General features: G+C 43.7%; 14 protein-coding genes. 11 read left to right on the top strand and 3 right to left on the bottom strand.

Annotated features, from left to right (window positions below; translation table 11 throughout):
* From GPLA_RS23600 to GPLA_RS12990, 11 genes are all read left to right on the top strand, one after another.
* On the top strand, window positions 1-544 hold a 544-nt coding region (locus GPLA_RS23600), incomplete at its 5' end, for a hypothetical protein (protein ID WP_040514720.1).
* Between the two features lie 161 nt (window positions 545-705).
* Window positions 706-1,428, top strand: a complete 723-nt coding sequence (gene trmJ / locus GPLA_RS12945) for a tRNA (cytosine(32)/uridine(32)-2'-O)-methyltransferase TrmJ (RefSeq protein WP_007105373.1) — start codon at window positions 706-708, stop codon at window positions 1,426-1,428.
* 2 nt (window positions 1,429-1,430) lie between these two features.
* Window positions 1,431-2,234, top strand: coding sequence for a serine O-acetyltransferase (gene cysE, locus GPLA_RS12950; protein ID WP_007105374.1), 804 nt, complete (start codon window positions 1,431-1,433; stop codon window positions 2,232-2,234).
* 150 nt (window positions 2,235-2,384) lie between these two features.
* Window positions 2,385-2,870 carry a Fe-S cluster assembly transcriptional regulator IscR gene (gene iscR, locus GPLA_RS12955; protein ID WP_007105375.1) on the top strand — a complete coding sequence of 162 codons (486 nt, stop codon included), beginning with the start codon at window positions 2,385-2,387 and terminating at the stop codon, window positions 2,868-2,870.
* A gap of 16 nt (window positions 2,871-2,886) precedes the next feature.
* A complete protein-coding gene (locus GPLA_RS12960; RefSeq protein WP_007105376.1) occupies window positions 2,887-4,110 on the top strand; it encodes an IscS subfamily cysteine desulfurase in 1,224 nt (407 codons plus the stop codon).
* A 62-nt stretch (window positions 4,111-4,172) separates the two neighbouring features.
* Window positions 4,173-4,553 carry a Fe-S cluster assembly scaffold IscU gene (gene iscU, locus GPLA_RS12965; protein ID WP_007105377.1) on the top strand — a complete coding sequence of 127 codons (381 nt, stop codon included), beginning with the start codon at window positions 4,173-4,175 and terminating at the stop codon, window positions 4,551-4,553.
* A gap of 24 nt (window positions 4,554-4,577) precedes the next feature.
* Window positions 4,578-4,901: an iron-sulfur cluster assembly protein IscA gene (gene iscA / locus GPLA_RS12970; RefSeq protein ID WP_006992096.1), complete on the top strand. Its 324-nt coding sequence runs from the start codon at window positions 4,578-4,580 to the stop codon at window positions 4,899-4,901.
* 122 nt (window positions 4,902-5,023) lie between these two features.
* Window positions 5,024-5,551, top strand: coding sequence for a co-chaperone HscB (gene hscB, locus GPLA_RS12975; protein ID WP_007105378.1), 528 nt, complete (start codon window positions 5,024-5,026; stop codon window positions 5,549-5,551).
* A 22-nt stretch (window positions 5,552-5,573) separates the two neighbouring features.
* Window positions 5,574-7,442 (top strand): Fe-S protein assembly chaperone HscA, encoded by a 1,869-nt coding sequence (hscA, locus tag GPLA_RS12980; protein WP_007105379.1) that lies wholly within the window; start codon window positions 5,574-5,576, stop codon window positions 7,440-7,442.
* A 42-nt stretch (window positions 7,443-7,484) separates the two neighbouring features.
* Entirely contained in the window at window positions 7,485-7,823 is a 339-nt protein-coding gene (gene fdx, locus GPLA_RS12985; protein WP_007105380.1) for an ISC system 2Fe-2S type ferredoxin, read from the top strand.
* Between the two features lie 152 nt (window positions 7,824-7,975).
* The gene (locus GPLA_RS12990) at window positions 7,976-8,266 is read left to right on the top strand and encodes a YebG family protein (RefSeq protein WP_007105381.1); all 291 of its coding nucleotides are present in this window, start codon (window positions 7,976-7,978) and stop codon (window positions 8,264-8,266) included.
* Window positions 8,267-8,364: 98 nt separating this feature from the next.
* Here the strand turns inward: GPLA_RS12990 and GPLA_RS12995 are convergent, their stop codons facing one another.
* The 3 genes from GPLA_RS12995 to glnD all read right to left on the bottom strand — a co-directional run bounded on the left by GPLA_RS12995 (window position 8,365) and on the right by glnD (window position 13,810).
* Complete coding sequence (locus GPLA_RS12995; protein WP_007105382.1) at window positions 8,365-10,125, bottom strand: GNAT family N-acyltransferase; 1,761 nt, start codon at window positions 10,123-10,125, stop codon at window positions 8,365-8,367.
* Window positions 10,126-10,236: 111 nt separating this feature from the next.
* Entirely contained in the window at window positions 10,237-11,055 is an 819-nt protein-coding gene (locus tag GPLA_RS13000) for a UDP-2,3-diacylglucosamine diphosphatase (RefSeq protein ID WP_007105383.1), read from the bottom strand.
* A gap of 142 nt (window positions 11,056-11,197) precedes the next feature.
* Window positions 11,198-13,810 carry a [protein-PII] uridylyltransferase gene (gene glnD / locus GPLA_RS13005; protein WP_007105384.1) on the bottom strand — a complete coding sequence of 871 codons (2,613 nt, stop codon included), beginning with the start codon at window positions 13,808-13,810 and terminating at the stop codon, window positions 11,198-11,200.
* Window positions 13,811-13,943 lie beyond the last annotated feature (133 nt).

Below are 13,943 nucleotides of genomic sequence, written 5' to 3' on the forward strand. Positions count from 1 at the left end.
AGTTGATGTTAATCAATTGGTTTATCCTGAATCGATTACCCAAGACAGCTTAGTATATTCATTGATGCTAAAAACACCGTCTGAATTGGCAAGGTTAACGCAGTCTGTAGCTAAGCTTGGCTATAACATTCATCAGGAAGTGCCGCTATTTAGCAATAATCATTCTTTCACTCATGGATCAATTGGACTCTTTTTAATACCGGATAATATCGACATTGCGGCATTTCAGGCACAGCAAAGCGTCATCGGACGTTACTACAGTAAGCAATGTGCAGTTGACACACAACTGACTTTGTCACCGGATAAAAGCTACTCACTTATAAACGCAGACGGGCAGGGGCTGATTTCAGGTTTTTGGACCGTGACGCAATACCCTTATATTCAATTGAGCGGACCCAAAAAGCATCCTTGGGTTGCCCCCTACGAAGTCGAAGTGCGAGAGGAGGTAGAGTATTCCGTTCCTGTCGTCAACATCTACTTGATGCCACTAAGTGATTATAAGCGCTTTAACCAGTGTCAATTTTACAAAGGCACAGTGCGCTAATCCCGTGTATTAAACGGGGCTAATTGCCCGTTCAAATCTATCTACTTCAACTTATCATATTCAAAGTGTTTTTCTGCGTCCCTTGCCTGCGCTACCGTTGACGGCAAAATGTGCTATTATGCGCGCCCTAAAATCCCCATAAATTTCAGATAATCTCTTGTATGCTAGAAAATATTAAAATCGTGTTGGTTAACACGTCTCATACCGGCAATATTGGCTCAACGGCGCGAGCTATGAAGACTATGGGGCTCAGTCAATTGATATTGGTTGATCCGATAACTCCACCTGATGGGAAATCCAGTGCCCTTGCTGCCGGTGCTGGGGATGTATTGGCCAACGCTAAAATTGTTTCTAGCGTGGCCGAAGCCGTCGCTGATTGTGGTTTAGTGGTGGGAACTAGCGCACGCTCGCGCACCTTATCTTGGCCTATGTTAGAGCCTCGTGAATGTGGAGAAAAATTGGTAGCCGAAGTGCCAAATTACCCCGTTGCGTTAGTGTTTGGCCGGGAGAATAATGGCTTAAGTAATGAGGAGTTACAGCAGTGTCATTTCCATGTGTGTATTCCCGCAAATCCTGAGTACAGCTCATTAAACTTAGCGGCTGCAGTACAAACGTTATGTTATGAAATTCGTATGGCGTATTTGGGACTAACTCGTCAGGAGCAATCGCAGGGCGAGTATCCTTTAGCGAAAGATCTTGAAGGCTTTTATAGCCATTTGGAACAAACCCTTTATAAAACGAATTTCATCATTCCCCAACATCCGGGTATGGTCATGAGCAAATTACGTCGTCTGTTCAATCGAGCGCGCCCGGAAACACAAGAGCTGAATATACTACGCGGGATTTTGGCTTCCATTGAAAAGACCAGCAAAGACACTAAATAATTATGTTTGAGCGTATTAAAGAAGATATTGAAAGCGTATTTCATCGCGACCCAGCTGCACGTAATCGCTTTGAGATCATGACCAACTATCCAGGTCTGCACGCTATTTGGATACATCGTTTGAGCCATCGCTTGTGGAATGCGAATTGGAAATGGCTTGCTCGTAGTTTATCGACCTTTTCTCGCTGGGCGACCGGTGTAGAGATCCATCCCGGTGCAAAACTAGGACGTCGCTTTTTTATCGACCATGGCATGGGTGTGGTCATCGGTGAAACAGCCGAGATAGGTGACAATGTCACGCTTTATCACGGTGTGACCTTAGGTGGTACATCTTGGACTCCAGGTAAGCGCCATCCAACCTTAAAAGATAATGTGGTTATCGGTGCGGGGGCGAAAATTCTAGGTCCTATTACCATGCATCAAGGCGTCAAAGTCGGATCGAATTCTGTTGTGGTCAAAGACGCACCAGCAGGGGCTACAGTGGTAGGTATCCCCGGACGCATTGTTATGCCAGTGGCTAAGACCGAAGAAAACGGCCATCGAGCGAAAATAGCGCGTAGATATGGTTTTGACGCTTATGCGATTTCAAGTGAAAACCCTGACCCAGTGGCAAATGCCATTGGGCTCATGCTGGACCATGTACACCTTATTGACACTAAAGTTGAAGAAATGTGCAAAGAGATCAATAACATGGGCGGAAGTGTTTGTGGTAAATCTTTACCAACCCTTGAAATTGATAGTTTTGATGAGCATTTAACAACTGCTGAAAAAGAGTCTGCTAAGGCCTCATTCGACCCGCAAATTTGATGTTTATCGGCTGAACAGTGAATTTGTATCAAGGTGTAATACTTGACTAAAACAGTAGGATAAATACTTGACTAAAATAGTAGGATAAATACTTGACTAAAATAGTCGGGTTTGGGACAATAGCTACAAGTTTTTAGCTAGGTGTTCAGTATGAAATTAACTTCTAAAGGTCGTTACGCTGTTACAGCAATGTTGGATGTAGCTTTACATTCACAGCGCGGTCCCGTGTCGTTAGCAGATATATCTGAACGCCAAGAAATATCGTTATCTTATTTAGAGCAACTTTTTTCACGTTTGCGTCGAGAGAAATTAGTGGATAGTGTCCGTGGCCCAGGTGGCGGATACAAGCTTGGACGTGAGCCGGGCGATATTCCTATCGGTGAAGTCATACGAGCGGTAGATGAGTCTGTGGATGCGACTCGTTGTCAAGGACAGTCCGATTGCCAAGGTGGTGAGCGTTGTTTGACACACAGTTTGTGGCAAGATTTGAGTGAGCGTATCAGCCTTTTTCTTAACGGTATCACCCTTGGTGAACTCATGGCACAACATGACGTGAAAATAGTGGCAGACAGACAAGATAAAACGAAACATCTTAATTATATTGCCAGCAACGAAATTGAAGTGAGCTTGCAGTAAATAAGCGGAGTAGACAATGAGCGACATCAAATTACCAATTTATTTAGATTATTCGTCAACCACCCCGGTTGACCCTCGCGTTGCTGCCAAAATGGCAGAATGTTTAACCAACGAAGGCAACTTTGGTAATCCTGCGTCTCGTTCACACCGTTTCGGCTGGGTAGCAGAAGAAGCTGTTGACGTAGCACGTAATCAAATCGCTGATTTGATCAACGCTGATCCACGTGAAATTGTTTTTACCTCAGGTGCGACTGAATCAAATAACTTGGCGATAAAAGGTGCAGCGCATTTTTATGGTAAAAAAGGTAAACACCTTATTACCGTGAAAACTGAACATAAAGCGGTGCTCGATACTTGCCGTCAATTAGAGCGTGAAGGGTTTGAAGTAACCTATTTAGACCCTGAGCCTAATGGTTTAGTGGATATTGAAAAATTCACTGCGGCCATTCGCCCTGACACTATTCTTGCCACTGTTATGCATGTGAATAATGAAATTGGCGTGATCCAAGACATTGCTGCATTAGGCGAAGTCTGCCGAGAACGCAAAGTATTGTTCCATGTTGACGCTGCGCAAAGTACTGGCAAAGTGGCCATTGATTTACAAAACCTGAAAGTCGATATGATGTCGTTTTCTGCGCATAAATCATACGGTCCAAAAGGTATAGGTGCCCTTTACGTCAGCCGTAAGCCTCGGGTACGTTTAGAAGCACAAATGCACGGTGGCGGTCATGAACGTGGTATGCGTTCAGGCACGATGGCGACGCATCAAATCGTCGGTATGGGTGAAGCGTTCCACTTGGCTAAAGTGGAAATGGCCACTGAAAACGACCGCATTTTAATGTTACGTAATCGTTTGTGGGACGGTATTAAAGATATTGAAGCGGTTTATATCAATGGCGATATCGAACAACGTGTAGCGGCTAATCTGAATGTTAGTTTTGCCTTCGTTGAAGGTGAGTCATTAATTATGGCGCTTAAAGACATGGCTGTATCGTCAGGCTCAGCTTGTACTTCTGCTAGTTTAGAGCCGTCTTATGTACTGCGAGCATTGGGTTTGAATGACGAACTTGCGCATAGCTCGATTCGCTTCACGATTGGCCGTTTTACCACTGAAGCTGAAATTGACCATGTTATTAGTGTTGTACGAAACGCGATTGATAAATTACGTGATATGTCTCCGTTGTGGGATATGTACAAAGAAGGTATCGATTTAAATACTGTTGAGTGGGCACATCACTAAGTATTTAAAGTAACAATAGAATTTACAGTAAGGCGAAAGCCTTCACAAATGAGGTAACCATCATGGCTTACAGCGAAAAAGTAATCGATCACTATGAAAATCCACGTAACGTGGGCGGCTTTGACAAGAACGACCCTAGCATTGCAACCGGTATGGTTGGCGCACCAGCATGTGGTGACGTAATGAAGTTGCAATTGAAGATTGGTGCTAACGGCATTATCGAAGACGCGAAGTTCAAAACCTATGGTTGTGGTTCAGCAATTGCGTCGAGCTCATTAGTGACTGAGTGGGTTAAAGGTAAATCTATTGACGATGCAGTCAAAATTTCAAATACCGACATCGCTGAAGAGCTTGCTTTACCGCCGGTTAAGATCCACTGCTCTATTTTGGCTGAAGATGCCATTAAAGCTGCAGTAGCGGATTACAAAAAGAAAAATCAGTAAACGTTTAAGAAAAAGGAGACCATTGTGGGGATTAAAATTTCTGAGGCTGCGGCACAACGAGCATCTAGCTTTCTGCAAAACAGAGGCTCGGGGCTAGGCCTGCGCTTAGGAGTGAAAACCACAGGTTGCTCTGGCTTAGCGTATGTTTTGGAGTTTGTTGACGAGCTTAATGAGGATGATCATGTTTTCGAAGATAATGGCGTTAAAATCATTATCGATGGAAAAAGCTTGGTATACCTTGATGGCACGGAATTAGATTTTGCCAAAGAAGGCTTAAATGAAGGATTCCAGTTTAACAATCCCAATGCAAACGGCGAGTGTGGTTGCGGCGAAAGTTTCAACGTATAGAGTTCTAAAGCAGGCGTAATAGCCTGCTTTATTTTACCCGTGCATCGCACTGGCGTATCACGATGTAAATCAGCCTCGCTATTTACTTATTCACAGGCCAAACCCAAAAGACGCTGACTGATATGAATTATTTCGCGCTATTCAATTTAACGCCTTCATTTGTCATTGATACCACAGCTTTAGCAGCGAGTTATCAACAACTACAGAAACTTACTCATCCTGATAAATTTGCCACAGCCAGCGAGCGTGACAAACTCATTGCTTTGCAAAAAAACGCCCAAGTAAACGATGGCTATCAAGTGCTTAAAAGGCCTCTTAGTCGTGCCGAGCATATGCTCGAATTACGTGGAGTTGAATTGCAGCACGAGCAAAAAACCATGCAAGATGGCACTTTTTTGATGCAGCAAATGGAATGGCGTGAGCAGCTTGATGATGCTCAGCATGCTGTTGACCCATTAATCGCATTAGAAGAGCTAGATGATGAGGTCGCCGGGAATAGTAAAGCCTTAATCGATGAGCTGGGTACCTTACTCGAGCAAACGAACGATGCGGCAAACGAAAGTGCGGCAAACCTTGTACGTAAACTTAAATTTTTATTTAAGTTACGTCACGAAATTGAACTCAAAGAAGACGCTCTAAGCGACTTTTGAACAAATTAAACGGTTTTTTATTATGGCATTACTTCAAATTGCAGAACCTGGCCTAAGCGCTGCCCCTCATCAGCGAAAGCTCGCAGTGGGTATTGATTTAGGTACGACGAATTCCCTAGTGGCTACCGTACGTAGTGGCCAAGCTGAAACATTAGGCGATGATAATAACCAACATCTTTTGCCTTCCGTGGTCAGTTATAAAGGCGGTAGTGTCATCGTTGGCGAGCAAGCTAAGCGTGATGCCAGTCTTGACCCGACAAATACCGTGGTATCGGTGAAGCGCTTTTTAGGGCGCAGCCTTAATGATATCCGTAGCAGTTATCCGAATTTACCTTATGATTTCGACGAGTTGAGTCCTAATTCTCCGTTGTTAAATGTCAATGGACGCCAGGTAAATCCGGTTCAAGTTTCAGCCGAAATTCTGACTGCTCTGCGTTTACGTGCCGAGCAAAGTCTAGGTGAAGAACTTAGTGGCGCCGTTGTGACTGTACCGGCTTATTTCGATGATGCTCAGCGCCAAGGCACTAAAGATGCAGCGCAATTAGCTGGGTTGAAAGTACTCCGTTTACTCAACGAACCAACTGCTGCGGCGATTGCTTATGGCCTAGACTCAGCTCAAGAAGGCGTGATTGCGGTTTATGATTTAGGTGGTGGTACCTTTGATATATCGATTTTACGCCTAAGCAAAGGGGTGTTTGAAGTATTGGCCACGGGCGGTGACTCTGCTTTAGGGGGCGACGACTTTGATCTCGCTATAGTGAGCTATTTCCGCGAGCAACTTTCCCTTGAAGGTACTTTATCAAAACGCTTACACCGCGTGTTGTTAGACAAAGCCAAATTTGCCAAAGAAACGCTTAGTGATGTTTCTTCAGCAAGCATTACGTTTCTAGATGACGAGCAACAAACAAGAGAGCTTTCAATTACCCGCGCAGCTTTCGAAGGATTAATTGCTGCTCTGGTTAAAAATACATTACGTGCATGCCGTCGTGCTCTAAAAGATGCTGAGCTCGATAAAGACGAAGTATTACAAGTGGTGATGGTTGGAGGATCGACCCGAGTCCCCTATGTACGCGAACAAGTGGGGGGCTTTTTTGACCGTGAACCCTTAACCTCAATTGATCCAGATAAAGTTGTGGCTATTGGCGCATCGATACAAGCAGATATCCTAGTCGGCAATAAACCGGATGGTGAGATGCTGTTATTGGACGTACTGCCTTTATCCTTGGGGATTGAAACCATGGGGGGATTGGTAGAAAAGATTATTCATCGTAATACCACTATACCTGTCGCCAAAGCACAGGAGTTTACCACCTTCAAAGATGGGCAAACGGCCATGATGGTGCATGTACTGCAGGGTGAACGTGAATTAGTTGATGATTGCCGATCACTGGCTAAATTTACCCTACATGGCATACCGCCTATGGCCGCGGGTGCCGCACATATACGGGTAACCTTTCAAGTTGATGCTGACGGTTTACTGAATGTTATGGCCATGGAAAAGTCCAGTGGTGTGCAAGCAGAAATTCAAGTCAAGCCATCTTATGGGCTTGATGAAACACAAATTAGCGACATGCTCAAAGCGTCCATGCAAAATGCCACGGGTGATATGCAAGCGCGAATGTTAAAAGAACAGCAAGTCGAAGCCGCTCGTGTTCATGAAGCGCTACAGGCAGCATTACGCGCTGATGGCGAAGTGCTCTTGAGTGCAAGCGAGATCGACGTTATTCAAGCTAGCCTGCAGGTGCTAAACGCAGCAGGAAAGAATGATGATATCGACGACATTAAACAAGCTATTGCTGCCGCTGATGCCGCTAGCCAGATATTCGCAGAGAAACGTATGGATCACTCGATCAAAAAGGCGTTAGCCGGACATACGGTTGACAGTATTTAATTTGCGTCAGAATATAATTTTTCGATTTAAAGGAAACTAAATATGCCACAAGTGATTTTTTTACCCCATGCTGAGCTTTGTCCTGACGGAGCCGTTTTAGAAGCACCAAGTGGTACTACCGTACTTGATGTAGCACTAAAAAATGGGATCGGTATTGAACATGCCTGCGAGAAGTCTTGTGCGTGTACGACTTGTCATATAATTGTACGAGAAGGCATGGATTCACTTGATGAAAGCGATGAGCTTGAAGATGATATGCTAGACAAGGCGTGGGGCTTAGAGCCTGATTCACGTTTAGGTTGCCAAGCGGTCATAAAAGATGAAGATTTGGTCGTTGAGATACCGCGCTACACAGTCAACCAAGTGAGCGAAGGCCACTAAGACTAAGTGAAGCAAAAAGGATTTAATAAAAACCAGCTGCGGCTGGTTTTTTTATGCGCCTAATAGTAGTTGTTACTTGCCGGCAATAAGACTGTACATAAAAACAGTTGTTGTGCTATATTTTGTACAGATACGCAATTGAGGATACAAATATGGCCATTATTACTAGATACGTCGTTGAGCATAAAGGGGTTGAAAAGTTTGTGACCGCAGATAAAAAAGAAGCCGACAAGTACGACAAGATGTTAGAGGTAGCGGATAACTTAGCGGAATATATCGAAGCTAAGGGCATGAAGTTTGAACCTAACGTATTAGAAGATTTGGCCATCATGCTGTCTAAAAACAAAGATGCCCTTGGCAAGTTATTTAAAGGTACTGAAGCCAAATCAGTGTTGTCTGACGAAAAAGCAGATGTGGTTGCACTAGGTAAAAAGAAAGCCTAACACTGAAGTGTCAAACTCATACTGTAAAAAGGCGACCTGTTAAGTCGCCTTTTAGCGTTTGACGCTGCTCTTACTAAACGGTTGTCGCTCTTTAGTCATTAACTGGCCTTTTTAAATCTGTCTTTTTTAAGCAAAATATTGTCGTTTTTAAGCTCATTTGGTTGTGGCATGTAACGCGCTTTTTTCTTGGCTTTGAGTTTGTGAATATCAGCCAGAACTAAGCCATCGATACAATTCCCAAAGTCGGCATCAATATTAAAGTCTAAAAAGTGAATACCACCATCATCATAAGTTTCTGTGTATTGCTTATACAAGGTGGGTACGGATACCCCCATATTTGCCAGCATGTGTTTAAGTAAGGTGAAGTCTTTTTTGTAATCTGAGCCGCCAAATGTAACCGCTAAATTATTTGGCAAGGAATATGGGGTTTTTGAAGTCGCTATGCTATCTGAGTGGGTGAAATAGAGACGATAGAATTGTACCAGTAAGTCCTTAGCGGCCTTCGGGTAGGTGTCGCTCAAGGATACTGGGCCAAATAGGTAGCGATAATCCGGGTGGCGTTGTAGAAATGCTCCAATTCCATACCATAAATAATCTAGGCTGCGCTTACCCCAGTACCTAGGCTGTACAAAACTGCGCCCTAACTCTAGACCTTGTGCAAAATACGGCTGCATAGATTCAGTGTAATCAAACAGAGTTGAGGAATATAGTCCTTCGACTCCAAATTGCGTTAAAAGCTTCTTTGCATCACCAAAGCGATAGGCGCCGGCAATTTCAAGATCGTCCGCATCCCACAGAATCAGGTGGAAGTAATGTGTATCGTACTGATCTATATCTCGTCGGCGATTACTGCCCTCACCAACGGCGCGAAAGGCAATCTCTCGGAGGCGTCCGATTTCACGCATGATGGGAGAGCTACCACTGTACTGATATAGATAAATCGCTTTGCCGTCTGTCGTTGTCCCTAGATACTCGCAGTCGTGTTTAATCGTTCGACTAAGTTCTGTGCGGTTTTCAGGCAAAGCGATGGCTTTTTGGGTGGCAAAAATGCCTTCTTTTCCCATGCCAATCCGATAAAGGTGTTTTTTCAACAAGCGTACTTGCTGCAAACGGTTAATTTTATCGTTGGCATAAGATTCGAACGGAATGATTTCACCAATACGCATAGGCAAATGTCTACGCTTCTGTTTAAACATCTCGGTAACGAGCATCATCGATGCTAACGGCTTATAAAGCATGGATAAACCGTAAAATAATGGCGAGTTTTTGGCATCGATGAACACAGGAATAATCGGGGCTTTTGCCTGACGAGCGATGCGCAGAAAACCGCTGTTCCAATGGGTATCACGGATCCCTTGAGGCCGTAAACGGGAAACTTCACCCGCAGGGAAGATTAATAGTGCGCCCTCTTGCTCTAGGTGTTGCTGAATATTGTGGATATGATCTTTTGTCGTATCACCACTCATATTATTTACGGGTAACAACATGCAGTGTAATGGGTCGATAGTCATCAGCATTTGATTGGCCACGATCTTCACGTCGGTTCTAATTTCACTTACTAGTTTGATAAGCGCCAACGCGTCTAAAGAGCCTATGGGATGGTTGGCAATAATGACCAATCGACCTCTGCTTTGGATATGTTCGCGCTCGTTGTCACGCACTGAATAACTGACATTGAAGTACTCAAGTACCTGTTCAACAAATTCTAGGCCCTGGTGATGGGGATAGCTTTGGGCGAACTCATGCATTTCTCGCTCATGAAGCAAATGACGCAGTACAAATCCTGCTGATTTAAATAGCCAAGGCTTTTGCGCTACGCTAGGGAAGTGTTTGTGTAAAACGTCGTTAACCGTAAACATATAAACTGCCGTATCTGCTTTTATTCGACCTCATACTAGCTGTGCTATGTGACGCTTTAGCGCCAATATGATGGCAATTTGATTACACTCTTTGCATTATTGCTAATGACATTATGCTGCTTTTTTCTGCCCCCTTGCTTTACTCATTCTCAAATTGAACAGGTTGTTGGCATGAGAGGTTTGTGTCCAATAGATTAATTTTATCTCGCCACAGGGCAATTCGGTCAAGGCTGAACAGTTCTCGATCCAATCACCATCGTTATAGTATTTTTTCCCACTAATATCCGCCACTTCCGGATGGTGAATGTGCCCACAAACCACCCCGTCTACGCCCATGTTAATTGCTCGGTTAATGCAGGCATACTTGTATCGGGTAATGGCTTTATTCGCTCCTTTGATATGACTTTTCAGGTATCCTGCTAGAGACCAATAGGGAAACTTCAACATTGCTCTAGCGCGGTTGTACCAACGATTAATAAACAGCAGTAGATCGTATGCTTTATCGCCTATCCATGATTGCAAAGGCCCAAAACAGACTGCTTGATCAAATTGGTCGCCGTGCAGTACTAATAACTTTTTACCGTCAGCTGTGGTGTGGATCATTTCCCTTGCGATTTCAATTTCGCCAAAGGTGATACCGTCATATTTTTGCAGAGGGGCGTCGTGGTTACCCGGTAAGAAGATAACGCGGGATCCTTCCTTAGATAAACTCATGAGCTTATGCAGTACTTGATTATGGCTCTCAGGCCAGCGGAATTGTTTGCTCATTGCCCACATGTCTATAATGTCGCCAACTAAGTATAAGGTATCGATGGTAGAGTGATTAAGGAAGTCGAGTAAGTACTCGGCTTTACAGTCTGTGTTGCCCAAGTGGATATCCGATAACCAAACCGTACGGTAATGTGCGCGGTAAACAAAAGCGTTGTTCATATTACTCACCTTTAACTGTTTAAGCTAAGGCTATGAGCCTAGCTTTACAGTAAGGTGAAGGTAATTTGAAACTATGATGACAGTGAGCTTTTACGACTTTTACGACATAGTGCCGAGAAAGCTCATGTGTTAACTCGGTCGATTAATCGAGTGTTGCGGCTAATCTTTTTTTGAGTTCCACTTCCTGATTTTGGGTTAAAGCCTTATTGTCACTGTTGCTGACAATAAACAAATCCTCCGCTCGCTCACCAATAGTGGCAATTTTTGCCATTCTTAAAGAAAATTCCATCTCTACCAACAAATTACCTACTTTTGCTAAAAGCCCAGGTGCGTCCAATGCTTCCAGTTCCACTAAGGTGACATCAGGTTGGTTGGAATAAAAACGTACCTTGGTCGGCACATCCAGCTGTTTCATTTGCCGAGACATCTTGCGCCGGTTTTGATGTTCAATACCGGGCTTACTCAATTGACTGGTAACAGCATCTTTGAGACTTGCCAAGCGACTGGTTGAATTAATTCTATCGCCGTTTTGCTCAAGAATAATAAAGCTATCAAAAACATAACCATCGTTGGTTTTCATAATTTGGGCATCATGGATAGAACAGTTTCGGCTATCCAAAACAGAGGCAACTTGGGCAAACAGGTTGATTTTATCTTTGCCGTACACTAACAACTCAGTGCCTGATTTAGCGGTATGTTCATTGGCATCAACCAATAAAAAATCATCCGTCATAGGATGTGCAGCCAATATAACCCCTGCATGCCAAGCTATTTGCTCGGGTTTAAAACGCACGAAATAATCGTCTCTTAAGCGTTTCCAAAACTGTTCGATCTGGCTTTCATTAACGCCGCGACCCATTAACAGCTTTCGGGCTTTAGCTTGGTGATCGTCAATGCGATCTTGTAAGGCAACTTTGCACTCTGAACCGTTATCTAAGGCTTTTTGGGTAAGCAAATAGAGTTCGCGTAATAATGTTGCTTTCCAGTCGTTCCATAGATTGTCGTTAGTGGCGCGGATATCTGCCAAGGTTAACGCGTACAAGTGATTTAAGTGATTATGGGTGCGTACATTGCTGGCAAATTCATTGATCACACTGGGGTCATATATATCTCTGCGCTGGGCGATAACAGACATCAACAAATGGCTTTCCACTAACCAAGCTATGAGCTCGGCATCTTTGTCATTGATATTATGCATTACGCAAAACTCAGCTACATCCTGTGCACCGAGTTTTGAGTGATCGCCGTTGCGGCCCTTACCTATGTCATGAAAAATGGCTGCTATGTATAACAATTCTGGTTTGTCGAGATTGCGCACAATACGACTGCAACGAGGAAATTGAGGATTTCCTTGGCTGTATTGATAAACATGTTTGACCAATCTATGGGTATGTTCATCAACGGTGTAAGCATGGAACAGATCGAACTGCATCATACCGACGATATGATCCCATTGGGGTAGATAAGATTGCAGGATCCCGTGTTTGTGCATGATATCCCAGGCTAAACCGAAAAAGTCAGGATGCTGCATTAGCTCAATAAACAAACTTCGACATTGGGCTTTTTCGCAGTAATACTGGCTGTGGAATTTACGCCGAGCGTACCGCAATTGACGTAATACGCTGGAATGCAGCCCTTCTACTTGGGGGGTATCAGCGATCAGTAACAAACACTGCAGAATATCTTCAGGTTGGGTAAACACATTATCGTGTCGAGTCGCCAGTAAACCATCTGCAATCTCAAAGCTGGGATTGATGATACTTTTATTTTTAACTTTTATTTGCAAGACGTCGTGACCGAAACGTTGCAATAACATCTCATTTAATTCGCTTATTCGGCGCACGGTTCTAAAAAAAGATTTCATCATGCGTTCAACTGACGCTTTGCCATCGTCGCCATAACCCAGGCGGCTAGCAACATCATTTTGGTAATCAAATAACAAGCGATTTTCACTGCGCTGGGCTTGCAGGTGCAGGGTAAAACGAATGCGCCAAAGGTTTGAACGACACTCAAGCAATTCTTGAAATTCTTGCTCGGTAAAGTAACCCCGTTCTACGAGCTCTGTACCTTTTAAAACCCTGAAGTGCTTTTTGGCAATCCAACCAATATTTTGGATATCCCGCAAGCAACCTGGGCTCTCTTTGACGTTAGGTTCAAGATTGTAAGAGGTACCTTTGAATTTGGAGTGACGGATCTGTTGTTCTTTAGATTTGGCAATAAAAAAGTCTTTACTGGTCCAGTAACCTCGGCCATGTAGCTTTTTATTTAGGGCTAAAAAAGTATCTTGATTACCGGTGAGCAATCTTGCTTCAACCAGGTTTGTGGCAATGGTCACATCACCCCTCGCAAGCGAAACCGTTTCTTTTATGGTGCGCACAGACTGACCAATATCCAATCCAATATCCCACAAAAACGTGATGAATTGACCGATTGTATCTTGCTGTGCCTGAGATAAGGCGCTGGGGCTGAGCAATAACAAGTCAATGTCGGAGTATGGTTGTAGCTGTCCTCTGCCATATCCGCCAACGGCTACCAAGGCAATTTTACTTTCTTTGTGTAGTTCAAGGAGTTGCCATGCATGGCACAATAAAGCATCCACAAAGGTTGCGCGGCCTAATACTAGGCTGTCGACATCGACGCGGGGAAACTCGCTTTCTAACCAGAGGTAATTATCACTGATACAAGCTTTAAATGCTGGAATGTCGTCGGTGGATTGAATAAGGTGAATTTTATTAATTAAGGTTTGCAAAGACAAGATACGTTCCTTTATTCAATGTAATGACGATTTTATGTGGAATAGAGCTCGCTTAAGGTTTATCTATTTACTGAGCGATGACAAATAACTAATTCCGGTAAGAACTAATTATTTATCATAAGCTTAGATATTT

The organism is Paraglaciecola polaris LMG 21857 (assembly GCF_000315055.1).
In the GTDB taxonomy this organism is placed as follows: Bacteria; Pseudomonadota; Gammaproteobacteria; order Enterobacterales; family Alteromonadaceae; genus Paraglaciecola; species Paraglaciecola polaris.